Raw genomic sequence first — 12,170 nt, forward strand, 5'->3', positions numbered from 1 at the left:
CCTCCTGTCAGCGCGGCATTTTTTCCAGCAGCCCGGCGCGCGCCCGGGCGAGGCGTGATTTCACCGTGCCCAGGCTGATGTCGAGCACGGCCGCGATCTCTTCGTACGGCAGGGCCTCGATCTCCCGCAGCAGCAGGATCTCGCGGTGCTCGGTGGGCAGGCGCGCCAGTGCGCGCTCCAGTCCGTGGACGCGCTGCCGGGTCTCCAGGGCCGCCTCGGGCGTGGGCGCCGGGCAGGGCAGGGCGTCGCCGTCGTCTTCCAGCGCCACGAATTCGGCGCGCTTGCTGCGCCGCAGCAGGTCCAGCGCCTGGTTGCGCGCGATCTGGAACAGCCAGGTCGTGAAGCGCGCTTCGGGGCGCCAGCGCTCCAGGGCCTCCCAGGCGTGGATGAAGGTTTCCTGGGTCAGGTCCAGAGCATCGTCGGGCGAACGGGTCAGCCGCACGAGGAAGCGGTAGATGCGGTCCTGGTGGCGGGCCACCAGCTCCGAGAACGCCGCGACGTCGCCGCGTTGCGCGCGCGCGATGCATTCGCTTTCCTCGAAGTGGCTGAAGGCTCTCATGGCGGATGCCAGTGTCAACGAACGGGGCGCGCAAAGGTTCCCTCTTTTTGCGCGCGCACGGCATGCCACCCTTGCCGTTCACCCTGGAAAGCGAAAGTGGACGGGCCGGCGAGGGGCCGGGCTCCATCCGCTTCTCGGGCGGGGAGGGGCGTGGCCCCTGCCCCTGCGGCCTTAGCCGATGGTCATCAGGCTGGCATTGCCGCCGGCTGCGGCCGTGTTGACGCTGAGCGAGCGCTCCAGCACCAGGCGCTCCAGCGGTACCTCGGTGCCGCCCGTGGGCTGGGCGGTCACGCCCACGATGGGGCCGGGGCGGGTGGCGATGGCGCGGCAGGCGGTGCGCAGCGCATCGCTGTCGCCGTGGTGCAGCACGGCGTCGAGCCACACGCCGTCGGCCTGCCATTGCGCCACCAGCGCCACGCGCTCCTGCAGCGCGGCGGGCAGGCGCGCATGCAGGGCCTGGTGCTGCACGGGCCACAAGGCCTGGCCGCCCGTGGCCAGCACGCAGGCGAGCTGGGTGAGCAGATCGGCATCCTGGCTGGCCAGGCACAGCACGCGTTCGCGCGGCAGGATCTGGTAGGTGTTGTTCTCGCCCGTCGGGCCCGGCAGGGTGCGCAGCACACCGCTGGGGGTGGTGGCGGCCAGGCGTTGGCAGGTCCGCGCGAGCGCCGTGTTCTGCTGGCCGTGGGCCCAGTCCTCCAGGACTTTCAGCGTGGCCAGCAACGGGCGGCGCTGCGTGTCGTCGCTGGGGCGCAAGGCATCGGCGGGCGCCAGCGTGGTGGCCAGCGCGCCAGCGGGGTAGCGCGACAGCATGCGCAGCAGGTACATCGGTCCACCGGCCTTGGGGCCGGTGCCCGAGAGGCCTTCGCCGCCGAAGGGCTGCACGCCCACCACGGCACCGACCATGTTGCGGTTCACGTAGATATTGCCGGCGTGTGCCTGTTCCACCACCTGGGCAATGGTCTCGTCGATGCGCGTATGCACGCCCAGCGTCAGGCCGTAGCCGGTGGCATTGATCTGCTGCAGCAGGCGCGGCAGGTCCTTGCGGGCGTAGCGCACGAGGTGCAGCACGGGGCCGAATACCTCGCGTTCGAGTTCGCCGATGCTGCCGATCTCGATCAGCGTGGGCGGCACGAAGGTGCCTTGCGCCGTGGCCCGCGCATCGCCGGCCGTGGGCTGGAAGACGCGGTGGCCCTTGGCGCGCAGCGCCTCGATGTGGGCCAGGATGCCGGCGCGTGCCTGCGCGTCGATGACGGGGCCCACGTCCACGTTCAGGGCGTCGGGGTTGCCCAGGCGCAGCTCGCCCATGGCGCCCTGCAGCATGGCCACCACGCGGTCGGCGGCGTCTTCCTGCACGCACAGCACGCGCAGCGCCGAGCAGCGCTGGCCTGCGCTGTCGAAGGCCGAGGACACGGCATCGCCGACCACCTGTTCCACCAGGGCCGAGGAGTCCACCACCATGGCGTTCTGGCCACCCGTTTCGGCGATCAGGGCCACGGGGTTGCCGGCGGCATCCAGGCGGCCTGCCACGGTGCGCTGCAGGATGCGCGCCACGTCGGTCGAGCCGGTGAACACCACGCCCATGATGCGCTCGTCGGCCACCAGGCGCGCGCCCACGGTCTCGCCCTGGCCCGGCAGCAGTTGAACGGCGGCGCGCGGCACGCCGGCCTGCCACAGCACGCGCACGGCCTGGGCCGCGATCAGCGGCGTCTGCTCGGCCGGCTTGGCCAGCACGGTGTTGCCGGCGGCCAGGGCCGCGGCGACCTGGCCCATGAAGATGGCCAGCGGGAAGTTCCAGGGGCTGATGCAGGCCACCGGGCCCAGGGGCACATGCGTGGCGTTGGCGAAGCTGTTTTGCACCTGGGCGCCGTAGTAGCGCAGGAAGTCCACCGCCTCGCGCACCTCGGCCACGGCATTGCCGCAGGTCTTGCCGGCCTCGCGCATCAGCAGGCCCAGCAGCGCGGGCATCTGTGCTTCCAGAAGGTCCGCGGCGCGCAGCAGGGCGGCGGCGCGCTCGGCGGGCGCCGTGGCGGCCCAGGAGGGCGCGGCCTCGCAGGCCCAGGCAATGGCGCGGTCCACATCGGCCTCGGTGGCTTCCTGCACCTGGCCCACCACATCGCCGTGGTTGGCCGGGTTGAGCACCGGCACGGTGGTGCTTGCGGCGCTGTCCTGCGCCAGCAGGGGGGCGGCGTGCCAGGGCTGGCGGGCGCTGTCCTGCAGGCCGGCGGCGAGGTGGGCCAGCACCCGGTCGCTGGCCAGGTCCAGGCCCTGGGAATTGGGGCGTTCGGCGCCGTAGAGTTGGCCAGGCAGCGGAATGCGCAGGTGCGGCTGGCCGGCGCGGCCCTCGGTCTGGGCGGCCTGCTGCACGGTGGCCACGGGGTTGCACACGAGCTCTTCCAGCGCGATGGAGCCGTCGGCGATGCGGTTCACGAACGAGGTGTTGGCGCCGTTCTCCAGCAGGCGGCGCACCAGGTAGGCCAGCAGGGTTTCGTGCGTGCCCACGGGGGCGTAGATGCGGCAGGGGCGGCCCAGCTTGCCGGCCGTGACGGCGCCCACCACCTGCTCGTACAACGGCTCGCCCATGCCGTGCAGGCACTGGAACTCGTACTGGCCGGCGTAGTAGTTGTTGCCGGCCAGGTGGTAGATGGCGGCCAGCGTCTGCGCGTTGTGCGTGGCGAACTGCGGGTAGATGGCCTCCGGTGCCCCCAGCAGCTTGCGCGCGCAGGCGAGGTAGGACACGTCGGTATGGGCCTTGCGCGTGTAGACCGGGTAGTCGGTCAGGCCGTCCACCTGGGCGCGCTTGATCTCGCTGTCCCAGTAGGCGCCCTTGACCAGGCGCACCATGAGGCGGCGGCGCGAGCGGCGGGCCAGGTCGATGACGAAGTCGATCACATGCGGGCAGCGCTTCTGGTAAGCCTGGATCACAAAGCCGATGCCGTTCCAGCCCTGCAGGCTGGGGGCCTGGCACAGACGTTCGAGCAGGTCGAGCGAGATTTCCAGGCGGTCGGTTTCCTCGGCGTCGATGTTCAGGCCGATGTCGTACTGGCGCGCCAGCTCGGTCAGGCGCAGCACCTGCGGGAACAGCTCGTCCATCACGCGGTCGTATTGCGCGCGGCTGTAGCGCGGGTGCAGGGCCGAGAGCTTGATGGAGATGCCCGGGCCTTCGTAGATGCCGCGCCCGTTCGAGGCCTTGCCGATGGCGTGGATGGCCTGTTCGTAGGACTGGTAGTAGCGCGCCGCGTCCTCGCTGGTGAGCGCGGCCTCGCCCAGCATGTCGTAGGAGTAGCGGAAGCCCTCGGCCTCCATCTTGCGGGCGTTGGCCAGCGCCTCGCCGATGGTCTCGCCGGTGACGAACTGTTCGCCCATCATGCGCATGGCCATGTCCACGCCCTTGCGGATCAGCGGCTCGCCGCCCTTGCCGATCAGGCGGCCGAGCGAGGCCGACAGGCTGCCCTCGTTGTGCGTGGTGACGAGCTTGCCCGTCAGCAGCAGGCCCCAGGTGGCGGCGTTGACGAACAGCGAGGGGCTCTTGCCCAGGTGCGGTTCCCACTGGCCGCTGCTGATCTTGTCGCGGATCAGCGCGTCGCGCGTGGCGGCGTCGGGAATGCGCAGCAGCGCCTCGGCCAGGCACATCAGCGCAACGCCTTCCTGCGACGACAGGGCGAACTCCTGCAGCAGCCCCTGCACGATGCCGGCGCGGCCCGCCGAGGCCTTGCGCTGGCGCAGCGTGCCGGCGATGCGCAGAGCCAGGCCCTGAACGGCGTTTTCCATGTCCTGCGGCAGGCGGGCCTGCTCCAGCAGCGGTGCCAGGGCCTCGGGCTCGGGAATGCGGCAGGCGGCGGTGATGGCGTCGCGCAGCGGGCTGGCGGTGGCCGGGCGGGGCGCGAAGGCGGCGAAGGGCTGGTTCATGGCTGGCGATCTCGTGAAAAGGCCCGGCCCGGACATGGGCTGGGAATGGCGTGATGATGCGTGCAAGAATGGCGAATTAATATCCGAAAATATGCCGCATCGCAGAATGATTCACTAGCCATGCAGACAGAAGCCAATGATCTGGACCGCATCGATCGCAAGATTCTGATGATCCTGCAGGACGACGGCCGTATTTCCAACCTCAAGCTCGCCGAAAGCGTGGCGCTCTCGCCCACGGCCGTGCTGGCGCGCGTGCAGCGCCTCACGCGCGAGGGCTTCATCCTGGGCTATGAAGCGCGGCTCAACCCGCTCAAGCTCGGCGCCGGCATGCTGGTGTTCGTCGAGGTGCTGCTTGACCGCACCACCCCCAATGTGTTCGACCAGTTCAAGGCGGCGGTGCAGGTGCGGCCCGAGATCATGGAGTGCCACATGGTGGCCGGCGGTTTCGACTACCTGCTCAAGACCCGTACCGCCGACATGAACGCCTACCGCGAGTTCGCCGGCGCTGTGCTGTGGCAGCTTCCGGGCGTGCGCGAGACGCGCACCTATGCCGTGATGGAGGAGGTCAAGCACACCACGCGCCTGCCGCTGTGATGGGTTGTGGCGCCCGGCATAATGTGCCGGCACCATCCACCCAGCGAAGGAGAAGAACCCATGCGCGTGTTCCGCACTGCCGCCACCGCCTTGGCCGCGGGCCTGTTGAGCCAGGCCGCCCTGGCCGCCTGCTATGTTGTCTATGGACCCGGCCCGGAGCAGGAGCTGGTGTACCGTTCGGTGGAACCGCCCGTGGACCTGTCGCGTCCGCTGCACGAAACCATGCCCCAGGTGGCCCCGGGTGGCTCCCTGGTGTTTTCACGGGACCACCACGGTTGCGACATGCCCGTGAACAAGCTGCCCTTGGCGCCGGCCCAGGAAGCAGCGGCCCTGGGCGGTGGAAAAACCCCCGGCACCAACCCCGGCTGAGCGGGTATCCGTCCGGCCCCCCGTGGGCCTGAGACAATCGGGGGATGAGCGAACCGACCGAACTTTCCCCCGCCTTCGAACCGTCCGAAATCCCCAGCGCCGCGTTGCCCGAGGGCCAGTTGCTGGTGCAGTCCGTCGACCTGGACGCCCAGGGCGTGGCGCGCCGGCCTGACGGCAAGGTGGTCTTCATCGACGGCGCGCTGCCGACCGAGGTGGTGAGCGCCAACACCCACCGCAAGAAGAACAACTGGGAGCAGGCCAGCCTGACGGCCATCCACCGCGAATCGTCACAGCGCGTGCGCCCCGCCTGCCCGCATTTCGGCCTGCATGCGGGGGCCTGCGGCGGCTGCAAGATGCAGCACTTGCATGTAGGCGCCCAGGTGGCGGTGAAGCAGCGCGTGCTGGAAGACAACCTGTGGCACCTGGGCAAGGTCAAGGCCGAGATGCTGCTGCGCCCCATCGAGGGGCCCGCCTGGGGCTACCGCTACCGCGCCCGCCTGTCGGTGCGCCATGTGGTCAAAAAGGGCACGGTGCTGGTGGGTTTCCACGAGCGCAAGAGCCGCTACGTGGCCGACATGGAGGTCTGCCCCGTGCTGCCGCCGCATGTCAGCGCCATGCTGATGCCACTGCGCGCGCTGATCGCGTCGATGGAGGCGCGCGACACCTGCCCGCAGATCGAGCTGGCCTGCGGCGATACCGTCACCGCACTGGTGCTGCGCCACCTGGAGCCGCTCTGCGCGGGCGACGTGGCCCTGCTGCGCGCCTTCGCCGCCGAGCATGGCGTGCAGTGGTGGCTGCAGCCCAAGGGGCCGGACACGGTGCATTTGCTTGACGACGGCGGCGAGCCGCTGGCCTACGGTCTTCCTGATTTCGGCATCACCATGCCGTTCAAGCCCACCGATTTCACCCAGGTGAACCCGCACATCAACCGCGTTTTGGTCTCGCGCGCGTTGCGCCTGCTCAATGTGCGGGCCGACGAGCGCGTGATCGACTGGTTCTGCGGCCTGGGCAACTTCACGCTGCCGCTGGCCACGCAGGCGCGCGAGGTGCTGGGCATCGAGGGCAGCGAGGCGCTGGTGGCGCGCTCGCGCCAAAACTATGCGTCAAATCAGGCTGTAAGGCATTCTGGTAAAGCGCTGGCAGCTACGAAATTTGTAGCGCGCAACCTGTTCGAGATGACGCCCGGGATGTTGGTGCAGGACGGCGCGGCCGACAAATGGCTGGTCGATCCGCCACGCGAGGGCGCCTTCGCGCTGGCCAAGGCGCTGGCCGACATCGAGCAGGCGCGGCGCGGCGCCGAGGACGCGCCGCCGCTGCCCGAGGGCGCCGCGCACTGGACGCCGCCCAGGCGCATCGTCTACGTGAGCTGCAACCCGGCCACGCTGGCGCGCGACGCGGGCCTGCTGGTGCACCTGGCGGGCTACCGCTGCACTGCGGCGGGCATGGTCAATATGTTCCCGCACACGGCGCACGTCGAGAGCATCGCGGTGTTCGAGCGGGATTGAGGGGTCAGGACTTTTTGCCCGTGGGCGCGCTGCGGGTTTCCGTCTCGATGTTGTCGGACGCGGCCGGCTTGGCCGGGAGGCTGATGACCGAGGGCGTGCCTTCGATCTTGTTCTCGCGCATGTACTGGTCCATTTCCTTCCAGCCCGTGAACACGAAGGCCTTGCTGGCCTTGGGGTTGAGCGCGTAGCAGTCCTCCAGCCCGCGCAGGGCATGGCGGCAGGCGCCGCCGATGGCCTTGGCTTCTTCCTCGCGCTGGGCGATCTTGGGGTCGGGGCCCAGGCCCGGGATCGCGGAAATTTTGTCGCAGCCCGCCAGCAGCGCGAGCAGGAGGAAGGCGGGAAGGATGCGGCGTGGCATGGCGGTACTTTCGGGGGCGTCTTTGTCCATTATCGGCCGGGCGTCCGGCCGATTGAGTCCGCCCCGGGCCCCGGACGCAAAAAAGGCTCCCGAAGGAGCCTTGGAACACCGGGCGCGGGGATTTCAGTCGCGCTCGCCGCCCATGATGCCCAGCAAGGCCAGCAGGCTCTGGAACACGTTGAAGATGTCCAGGTACAGGGCCAGCGTGGCGCTGATGTAGTTGGTCTCGCCGCCGTCGAGGATCTGCTTGAGGTCGTACAGCATGTAGGCGCTGAAGATACCGATGGCCGCCACCGAGATGGCCATCATGCCGGCCGAGGAGCCCACGAACACGTTGATGATGCTGCCGACCATGAGCACCATGGCGCCCACGAACAGCCATTTGCCCATGCCCGAGAGGTCGCGCTTGATCACCGTGGCCAGGCTGGCCATGACGAAGAACACGCCCGCCGTGCCGGCGAAGGCCGTCATGATGAGGTCCGTGCCGTTCTTGAAGCCCAGCACCATGCCGATCAGGCGCGAGAGCATCAGGCCCATGAAGAAGGTGAAGCCCAGCAGCACGGGCACGCCGGCGGCCGAGTTCTTGGTCTTCTCGATGGCGAACATGAAGCCGAAGGCGCCGCCCAGGAAGACGATCAGGCCCACGCCGCCGCGCAGCGCCTGGGTGATGCCCGTGGCCACGCCCAGCCAGGCGCCCAGCACGGTGGGCAGCAGGCTCAGCGCCAGCAGCCAATAGGTGTTGCGCAGCACCTTGTGGCGCTGCTCCTGCGAAATGCCGTAGCCATAGTCCGCGGAGGGGAGGGTGGTGATCCGGTCGTTCATCGTTGCTCTCCTGAGTGACCTGCACTGCGCAGGTGGCTGCATTCTAGATGGGGTTCCATACAGGGGTTGCAATACCGGGACGCAATACCCCGGTTTAGGTCAAGGTTCTTTTGCCCGGCGCGTGGGTGACGCGGAACGGGGGCGGCGCTATGCTTTCCAGCCTACCCCTCCCCGGCCGCTGGGCCGACCGAACCACGGCCCACCAGGCCGCATGACCCATGAAAACCACCCCCGAACTTGAACTGGCCGATGTCAAGAAGATCGCCGCCGCCGCCGAAGCCGAAGCCCTGCGGCACCAGTGGGCCGTGACCATCGCCATCGTCGATGCCGGTGGCCACCCGCTGTGGCTGCAGCGCCTGGATGGCGCCGCGCCCGTGTCCGCGCACATCGCGCCCGCCAAGGCGCGCACGGCGGCGCTGGGCCGGCGCGAGAGCAAGGTGTACGAGGACATCATCAACAATGGCCGGACCTCGTTCCTGAGCGCGCCGGAAATCGAGGGCCTGCTCGAAGGCGGCGTGCCCATCCTGCAGGGCGGCCAGTGCCTGGGTGCCGTGGGCGTGAGCGGCGTGAAGTCCACCGAGGACGCACAGATCGCCAAGGCCGGCATCGCGGCGCTGGAGCTGTGATTTGTGCTATTGATTAAATAGCTGCTAGCGCTTTCCACACGGGCGTCAAAGCCGAATTTGAATGAAAAAACCGGCCAGGGGCCGGTTTTTTTTTGTGGGTGCGGGGAAAAAAAGCCTGGCTACGCGGGGACCCCGTTGGCTGGCAAAAACGACTCTTGCGGACCGGTGGCGGTCCGGGAGTCGCCCCACGATGAACTTATTTGGTCAGGATCAGCTTGCCCAGCCGGGTGGCCTGCAGGCGGTAGAGCGCGCCGTTGTGGCTGATGGTGACGGCCTTCTGGCCCTGCAGCAGCGCGTGGCTGTCCACCGAGGGCATGCGCTCCTGGGCGCCCTGCGCGGAGTGGGCCGACTCGGCGCGGGCGGTGCTGAACATGGCGGGAAGGTGCAGGGTGGCTTGCATGAAAGAGGTCCTGAACAGTGCGATCCGTTAATGATAACGATTCTCAATAACTTGTCCAGTCCTTTCTGCGGTTTTTTTACTGTGGATCGGTGACGAAGCCGATCTTGCGCAGCCCGGCGCGCTGCGCTGCGGCCATGGCCTGGGCCACGCGCTCGTAGCGCACTTCCTTGTCGCCGCGGATGTGCAGGTCGGGCTGGGGCTCCTTGGCGGCCTCGTCCTGCAGGCGCGTGGCCAGCTCGGCATCGGCGATGGTCTGGCCGTTCCAGTAGTAGCTGCCGTCGGCCGCCACGCTCAGGCGCAGGGTTTCAGGCTTGACCTGCTCGGGCTGGTTGGTGGCCCGGGGCAGATCGACATTGACCGAGTGCTTCATCACCGGCACGGTGATGATGAAGATGATCAGCAGCACCAGCATGACGTCGACCAGCGGCGTCATGTTGATCTCGTTCATCACCTCGTCGGCATCGTCCTGGGTACCGAAGGCCATGGTCAGCTGCCTTTCTTGAGCGGCAACACCTTGCCGTTGTCGCTGCTGGCGCCGACGCGGGCACCGGTCACGAAATAGGCGTGCAGGTCGTGCGCGAAGCTGTTGAGGCGGATCAGGATGGACTTGTTGCCGCGCACCAGCGCGTTGTAGCCCAGCACGGCGGGGATGGCCACGGCCAGGCCCAGGGCCGTCATGATGAGCGCCTCGCCAATGGGGCCGGCGACCTTGTCGATGGTGGACTGGCCCGAGGTGCCGATGGCCAGCAGCGCATGGTAGATACCCCACACCGTGCCGAACAGGCCGATGAACGGCGCGGTGGAGCCCACCGAGGCCAGGATGGCCAGGCCCGACTGCAGGCGCGCGGTGAATTCGTCGATGCAATTGCGCAGGCAGCCGGTGACCCAGTCGCTCACGTCCAGGCTGTCATGCAGCTGGCCCTTGGTGTTGCGGTGGTGGGCGGTGGCCTCGCGGCCCTCGACGGCGAGCTGGCGGAAGGGGTTGGCTGGGTCGGAGCCCAGGCGGGTCATGCCGGCGGCGAAATCCTCGCTGTGCCAGAAGGTCTGCACGGCGCTGGCGTGCTTCTTGAACTTCACGATGTCCAGCGCCTTGATGATGATGACGATCCACGAGGCCAGCGACATGGCCAGCAGCAGCACGGCCACGGCGCGGGTGACGAAGTCACCCTGCGTCCAGACGTTGGCGAGACCGAATTGGGTTTCCATGAGAACTCCTGAAGATTATTCGAGAACAAAATTGATGGGCACGAGGTACCACATGGCCTCGGGCACGCCGTTGCGCTTGCCGGGAACGAACTTCCAGCGCATGACGGTGTCTTGCGCCTGGCGGTCCAGGCGGTCGAAGCCGCTGGAACGGTTAATTTCGATCTTCTGCGGCAGCCCTTCGGCGTCGATGTAGACGCGCAGCACCACCTTGCCCTGTTCGCCCATGCGCTTGCTGATCGCCGGGTAGGCCGGGGCCGGGTTTTGCAGGTAGGCGGCGTTGCTCGATGGCAGCTCGATCTTGGGCGCGGCGGGCGCCGGAGGGGCCGCGACCGGCGTTTCAGGGCCGGTGGCGGTGATCGGCGCGGGCGGCGCCGGCTCGCTCTTGGCGGGACTGACCTGGATGGCGTTGGGCGAGGGCGTGGTGTCGGCGATGGGCTGTGGCTCGGGGGCTGGCCGCGGGGCGGGAGCCTTGGTCTGGACACGCTGGGGCTTGGGCGCGGGCGCCGGTGGGGGCGGTTCGGCCTTGGTCACCGGGGCGGGCGGCGAGACATATTCGGTCAGCAGCACCGCCGGCACGATGACTTCCACGGCGCGGCGCAGCAGGCCCGTTTGCAGCGCCCACAGGGCTGCGACATGCAGGAGCACCACGCCGATGGCGATCAGGGCATTGCGGCTCAGTCCCTGGGGCTGCTCGAAGCGGTCGTAGGTTGACATAAAAATGATAGCTGTCCGCGCAATGCAGCATTGCGCCAGGGGCCGAAAAGGATCTAAGAATTACGGGCGCAGAACCCACCAGGCCGAGCCCGCCACGATCAGCAGGCCCGCCAGCAGTGTCGTCACGAATGCCATGGATGCTCCGCCACTCCGGTGCGGGCGGCCCGCGCGCAGCCGGTATTGTGCAGTGCGGCAACCATTTGGGCCAGTATCCCTGCGGTCATTGTGTAACCAGCCTGGGCCGCCGGATGGCCGTGGCGATGGGGGCGCCCCAGGGAGGAGGGGAAAGTGTGCGGTGCCATGGTGCGTTGCTGCGATGGAATGGATGTTATTGTAAATGAGAATCCATATTATTTGCAACGACAGGCAACCAGGTGATGGCGCCCAAGACAGGTGGGAAAGGCGCTCAGGTGTCGGCCCACATGCGCAGGAGGTTGTGGTAGGTGCCGGTGAGGGCCACGGTCTGGGCAGAGTCGCCGTGCTGCTCGCGCAGGCGCAGCAGGGCCATGTCCATCTCGTAGAGCAGCCGGCGCTGTTCGTCGCTGCGCACCATGCTCTCGATCCAGAAAAAGCAGGCCATGCGGTGGCCGCGCGTGACGGGGCGGACCTGGTGCACGCTGGTGCCCGGGTAGATCACGGCATGGCCGGCGGGCAGCTTGACCTGCTGCTCGCCGAAGGTGTCGGCGATGCAGAGTTCGCCGCCCTCGTATTCCTCGGGGTCGGACAGGAAGACGGTGCAGGAGATGTCGGTGCGCAGCCGTTCGCGCCGCCCGGGCATCTGGCGGATGGCGGCATCGACATGGTCGCCGTAGTGGTTGGCGGCCCCGCCATAGCGGTTGATGCGTGGCGGGAACACGCGCTTGGGCAGTGTGGCGGTGAGGAACAGCGCGCTGCGGTCCAGCGCCGCCAGCACCATGGCCGAGATGGCCTGCGCGGCTTCGCAGTCGCGTGGCAGCTGTTCGTTGTTCTTGGCCAGGCGCGCTTGCGGGCCGGCGCTGTCGCTTCCGTCGGCCCAGGGGGCGCTGGCGAGCAGGCGCCGGGCGGTCTGCAGATCGGTGGGGGAGAGCAGGTGGGGCAGGGTGAGCAGCATGGCGGAAAGCAAAAAGCCGCC

The 12,170-nt window shown here is 68.4% G+C and carries 13 protein-coding genes; 4 read left to right on the forward strand and 9 right to left on the reverse strand.

The features are described 5' to 3' along the window. Positions 1–7 precede the first annotated feature (7 nt). Both D8S75_RS13280 and putA read right to left on the reverse strand, forming a co-directional pair. Positions 8–559, reverse strand: a complete 552-nt coding sequence (locus tag D8S75_RS13280; RefSeq protein WP_119966837.1) for an RNA polymerase sigma factor — start codon at positions 557–559, stop codon at positions 8–10. 171 nt (positions 560–730) lie between these two features. Beyond that, complete coding sequence (putA, locus tag D8S75_RS13285) at positions 731–4,465, reverse strand: trifunctional transcriptional regulator/proline dehydrogenase/L-glutamate gamma-semialdehyde dehydrogenase (protein WP_119966838.1); 3,735 nt, start codon at positions 4,463–4,465, stop codon at positions 731–733. Between the two features lie 120 nt (positions 4,466–4,585). On the opposite strand from putA, the gene D8S75_RS13290 reads away from it, so the two are divergent. From D8S75_RS13290 to rlmD, 3 genes are read left to right on the forward strand one after another with little or no spacing between them, the layout of a single operon-like run. Next, a complete protein-coding gene (locus tag D8S75_RS13290) occupies positions 4,586–5,059 on the forward strand; it encodes an Lrp/AsnC ligand binding domain-containing protein (protein ID WP_119966839.1) in 474 nt (157 codons plus the stop codon). Between the two features lie 60 nt (positions 5,060–5,119). Further along, a complete protein-coding gene (locus tag D8S75_RS13295; protein ID WP_119966840.1) occupies positions 5,120–5,428 on the forward strand; it encodes a hypothetical protein in 309 nt (102 codons plus the stop codon). A gap of 44 nt (positions 5,429–5,472) precedes the next feature. Next, on the forward strand, positions 5,473–6,933 hold the full coding sequence (gene rlmD / locus D8S75_RS13300; RefSeq protein WP_119966841.1) for a 23S rRNA (uracil(1939)-C(5))-methyltransferase RlmD: 1,461 nt from the start codon (positions 5,473–5,475) through the stop codon (positions 6,931–6,933). A 4-nt stretch (positions 6,934–6,937) separates the two neighbouring features. Here rlmD and D8S75_RS13305 read toward each other — a convergent pair whose 3' ends face one another. Together D8S75_RS13305 and D8S75_RS13310 are read right to left on the reverse strand one after the other, a co-directional pair. After that, positions 6,938–7,291, reverse strand: coding sequence for a hypothetical protein (locus D8S75_RS13305; RefSeq protein ID WP_198673207.1), 354 nt, complete (start codon positions 7,289–7,291; stop codon positions 6,938–6,940). Positions 7,292–7,414: 123 nt separating this feature from the next. Further along, a complete protein-coding gene (locus tag D8S75_RS13310) occupies positions 7,415–8,113 on the reverse strand; it encodes a Bax inhibitor-1/YccA family protein (RefSeq protein WP_119966843.1) in 699 nt (232 codons plus the stop codon). 218 nt (positions 8,114–8,331) lie between these two features. Here D8S75_RS13310 and D8S75_RS13315 point away from each other — a divergent pair, with 218 nt between their 5' ends. Continuing rightward, positions 8,332–8,739, forward strand: coding sequence for a GlcG/HbpS family heme-binding protein (locus tag D8S75_RS13315; protein WP_119966844.1), 408 nt, complete (start codon positions 8,332–8,334; stop codon positions 8,737–8,739). 196 nt (positions 8,740–8,935) lie between these two features. Here the strand turns inward: D8S75_RS13315 and hemP are convergent, their stop codons facing one another. The 5 genes from hemP to D8S75_RS13340 form a co-directional block, all read right to left on the reverse strand. Continuing rightward, positions 8,936–9,139 carry a hemin uptake protein HemP gene (hemP, locus tag D8S75_RS13320; protein ID WP_119966845.1) on the reverse strand — a complete coding sequence of 68 codons (204 nt, stop codon included), beginning with the start codon at positions 9,137–9,139 and terminating at the stop codon, positions 8,936–8,938. A 76-nt stretch (positions 9,140–9,215) separates the two neighbouring features. Then, positions 9,216–9,623: an ExbD/TolR family protein gene (locus D8S75_RS13325; protein WP_119966846.1), complete on the reverse strand. Its 408-nt coding sequence runs from the start codon at positions 9,621–9,623 to the stop codon at positions 9,216–9,218. Between the two features lie 2 nt (positions 9,624–9,625). After that, positions 9,626–10,345, reverse strand: a complete 720-nt coding sequence (locus D8S75_RS13330) for a MotA/TolQ/ExbB proton channel family protein (protein ID WP_119966847.1) — start codon at positions 10,343–10,345, stop codon at positions 9,626–9,628. A 15-nt stretch (positions 10,346–10,360) separates the two neighbouring features. Next, the gene (locus tag D8S75_RS13335; RefSeq protein WP_119966848.1) at positions 10,361–11,059 is read right to left on the reverse strand and encodes an energy transducer TonB; all 699 of its coding nucleotides are present in this window, start codon (positions 11,057–11,059) and stop codon (positions 10,361–10,363) included. A gap of 406 nt (positions 11,060–11,465) precedes the next feature. Continuing rightward, the gene (locus D8S75_RS13340; RefSeq protein WP_119966849.1) at positions 11,466–12,149 is read right to left on the reverse strand and encodes a Fe2+-dependent dioxygenase; all 684 of its coding nucleotides are present in this window, start codon (positions 12,147–12,149) and stop codon (positions 11,466–11,468) included. Positions 12,150–12,170: the final 21 nt, after the last annotated feature.

Source organism: Simplicispira lacusdiani, from assembly GCF_003604195.1.
Lineage (GTDB): Bacteria > Pseudomonadota > Gammaproteobacteria > Burkholderiales > Burkholderiaceae_C > Simplicispira > Simplicispira lacusdiani.

What these genes read in the sequence shown, in the direction of transcription:
- putA (WP_119966838.1), bottom strand. Translation starts at nt 4,465, where the DNA reads ATGAACCAGCCCTTCGCCGCCTTCGCGCCCCGCCCGGCCACCGCCAGC.
- D8S75_RS13310 (WP_119966843.1), bottom strand. Translation starts at nt 8,113, where the DNA reads ATGAACGACCGGATCACCACCCTCCCCTCCGCGGACTATGGCTACGGC.
- hemP (WP_119966845.1), bottom strand. Translation starts at nt 9,139, where the DNA reads ATGCAAGCCACCCTGCACCTTCCCGCCATGTTCAGCACCGCCCGCGCC.
- D8S75_RS13305 (WP_198673207.1), bottom strand. Translation starts at nt 7,291, where the DNA reads ATGCCACGCCGCATCCTTCCCGCCTTCCTCCTGCTCGCGCTGCTGGCG.
- D8S75_RS13325 (WP_119966846.1), bottom strand. Translation starts at nt 9,623, where the DNA reads ATGGCCTTCGGTACCCAGGACGATGCCGACGAGGTGATGAACGAGATC.
- D8S75_RS13280 (WP_119966837.1), bottom strand. Translation starts at nt 559, where the DNA reads ATGAGAGCCTTCAGCCACTTCGAGGAAAGCGAATGCATCGCGCGCGCG.
- D8S75_RS13290 (WP_119966839.1), top strand. Translation starts at nt 4,586, where the DNA reads ATGCAGACAGAAGCCAATGATCTGGACCGCATCGATCGCAAGATTCTG.
- D8S75_RS13315 (WP_119966844.1), top strand. Translation starts at nt 8,332, where the DNA reads ATGAAAACCACCCCCGAACTTGAACTGGCCGATGTCAAGAAGATCGCC.
- D8S75_RS13340 (WP_119966849.1), bottom strand. Translation starts at nt 12,149, where the DNA reads ATGCTGCTCACCCTGCCCCACCTGCTCTCCCCCACCGATCTGCAGACC.
- rlmD (WP_119966841.1), top strand. Translation starts at nt 5,473, where the DNA reads ATGAGCGAACCGACCGAACTTTCCCCCGCCTTCGAACCGTCCGAAATC.
- D8S75_RS13335 (WP_119966848.1), bottom strand. Translation starts at nt 11,059, where the DNA reads ATGTCAACCTACGACCGCTTCGAGCAGCCCCAGGGACTGAGCCGCAAT.
- D8S75_RS13330 (WP_119966847.1), bottom strand. Translation starts at nt 10,345, where the DNA reads ATGGAAACCCAATTCGGTCTCGCCAACGTCTGGACGCAGGGTGACTTC.
- D8S75_RS13295 (WP_119966840.1), top strand. Translation starts at nt 5,120, where the DNA reads ATGCGCGTGTTCCGCACTGCCGCCACCGCCTTGGCCGCGGGCCTGTTG.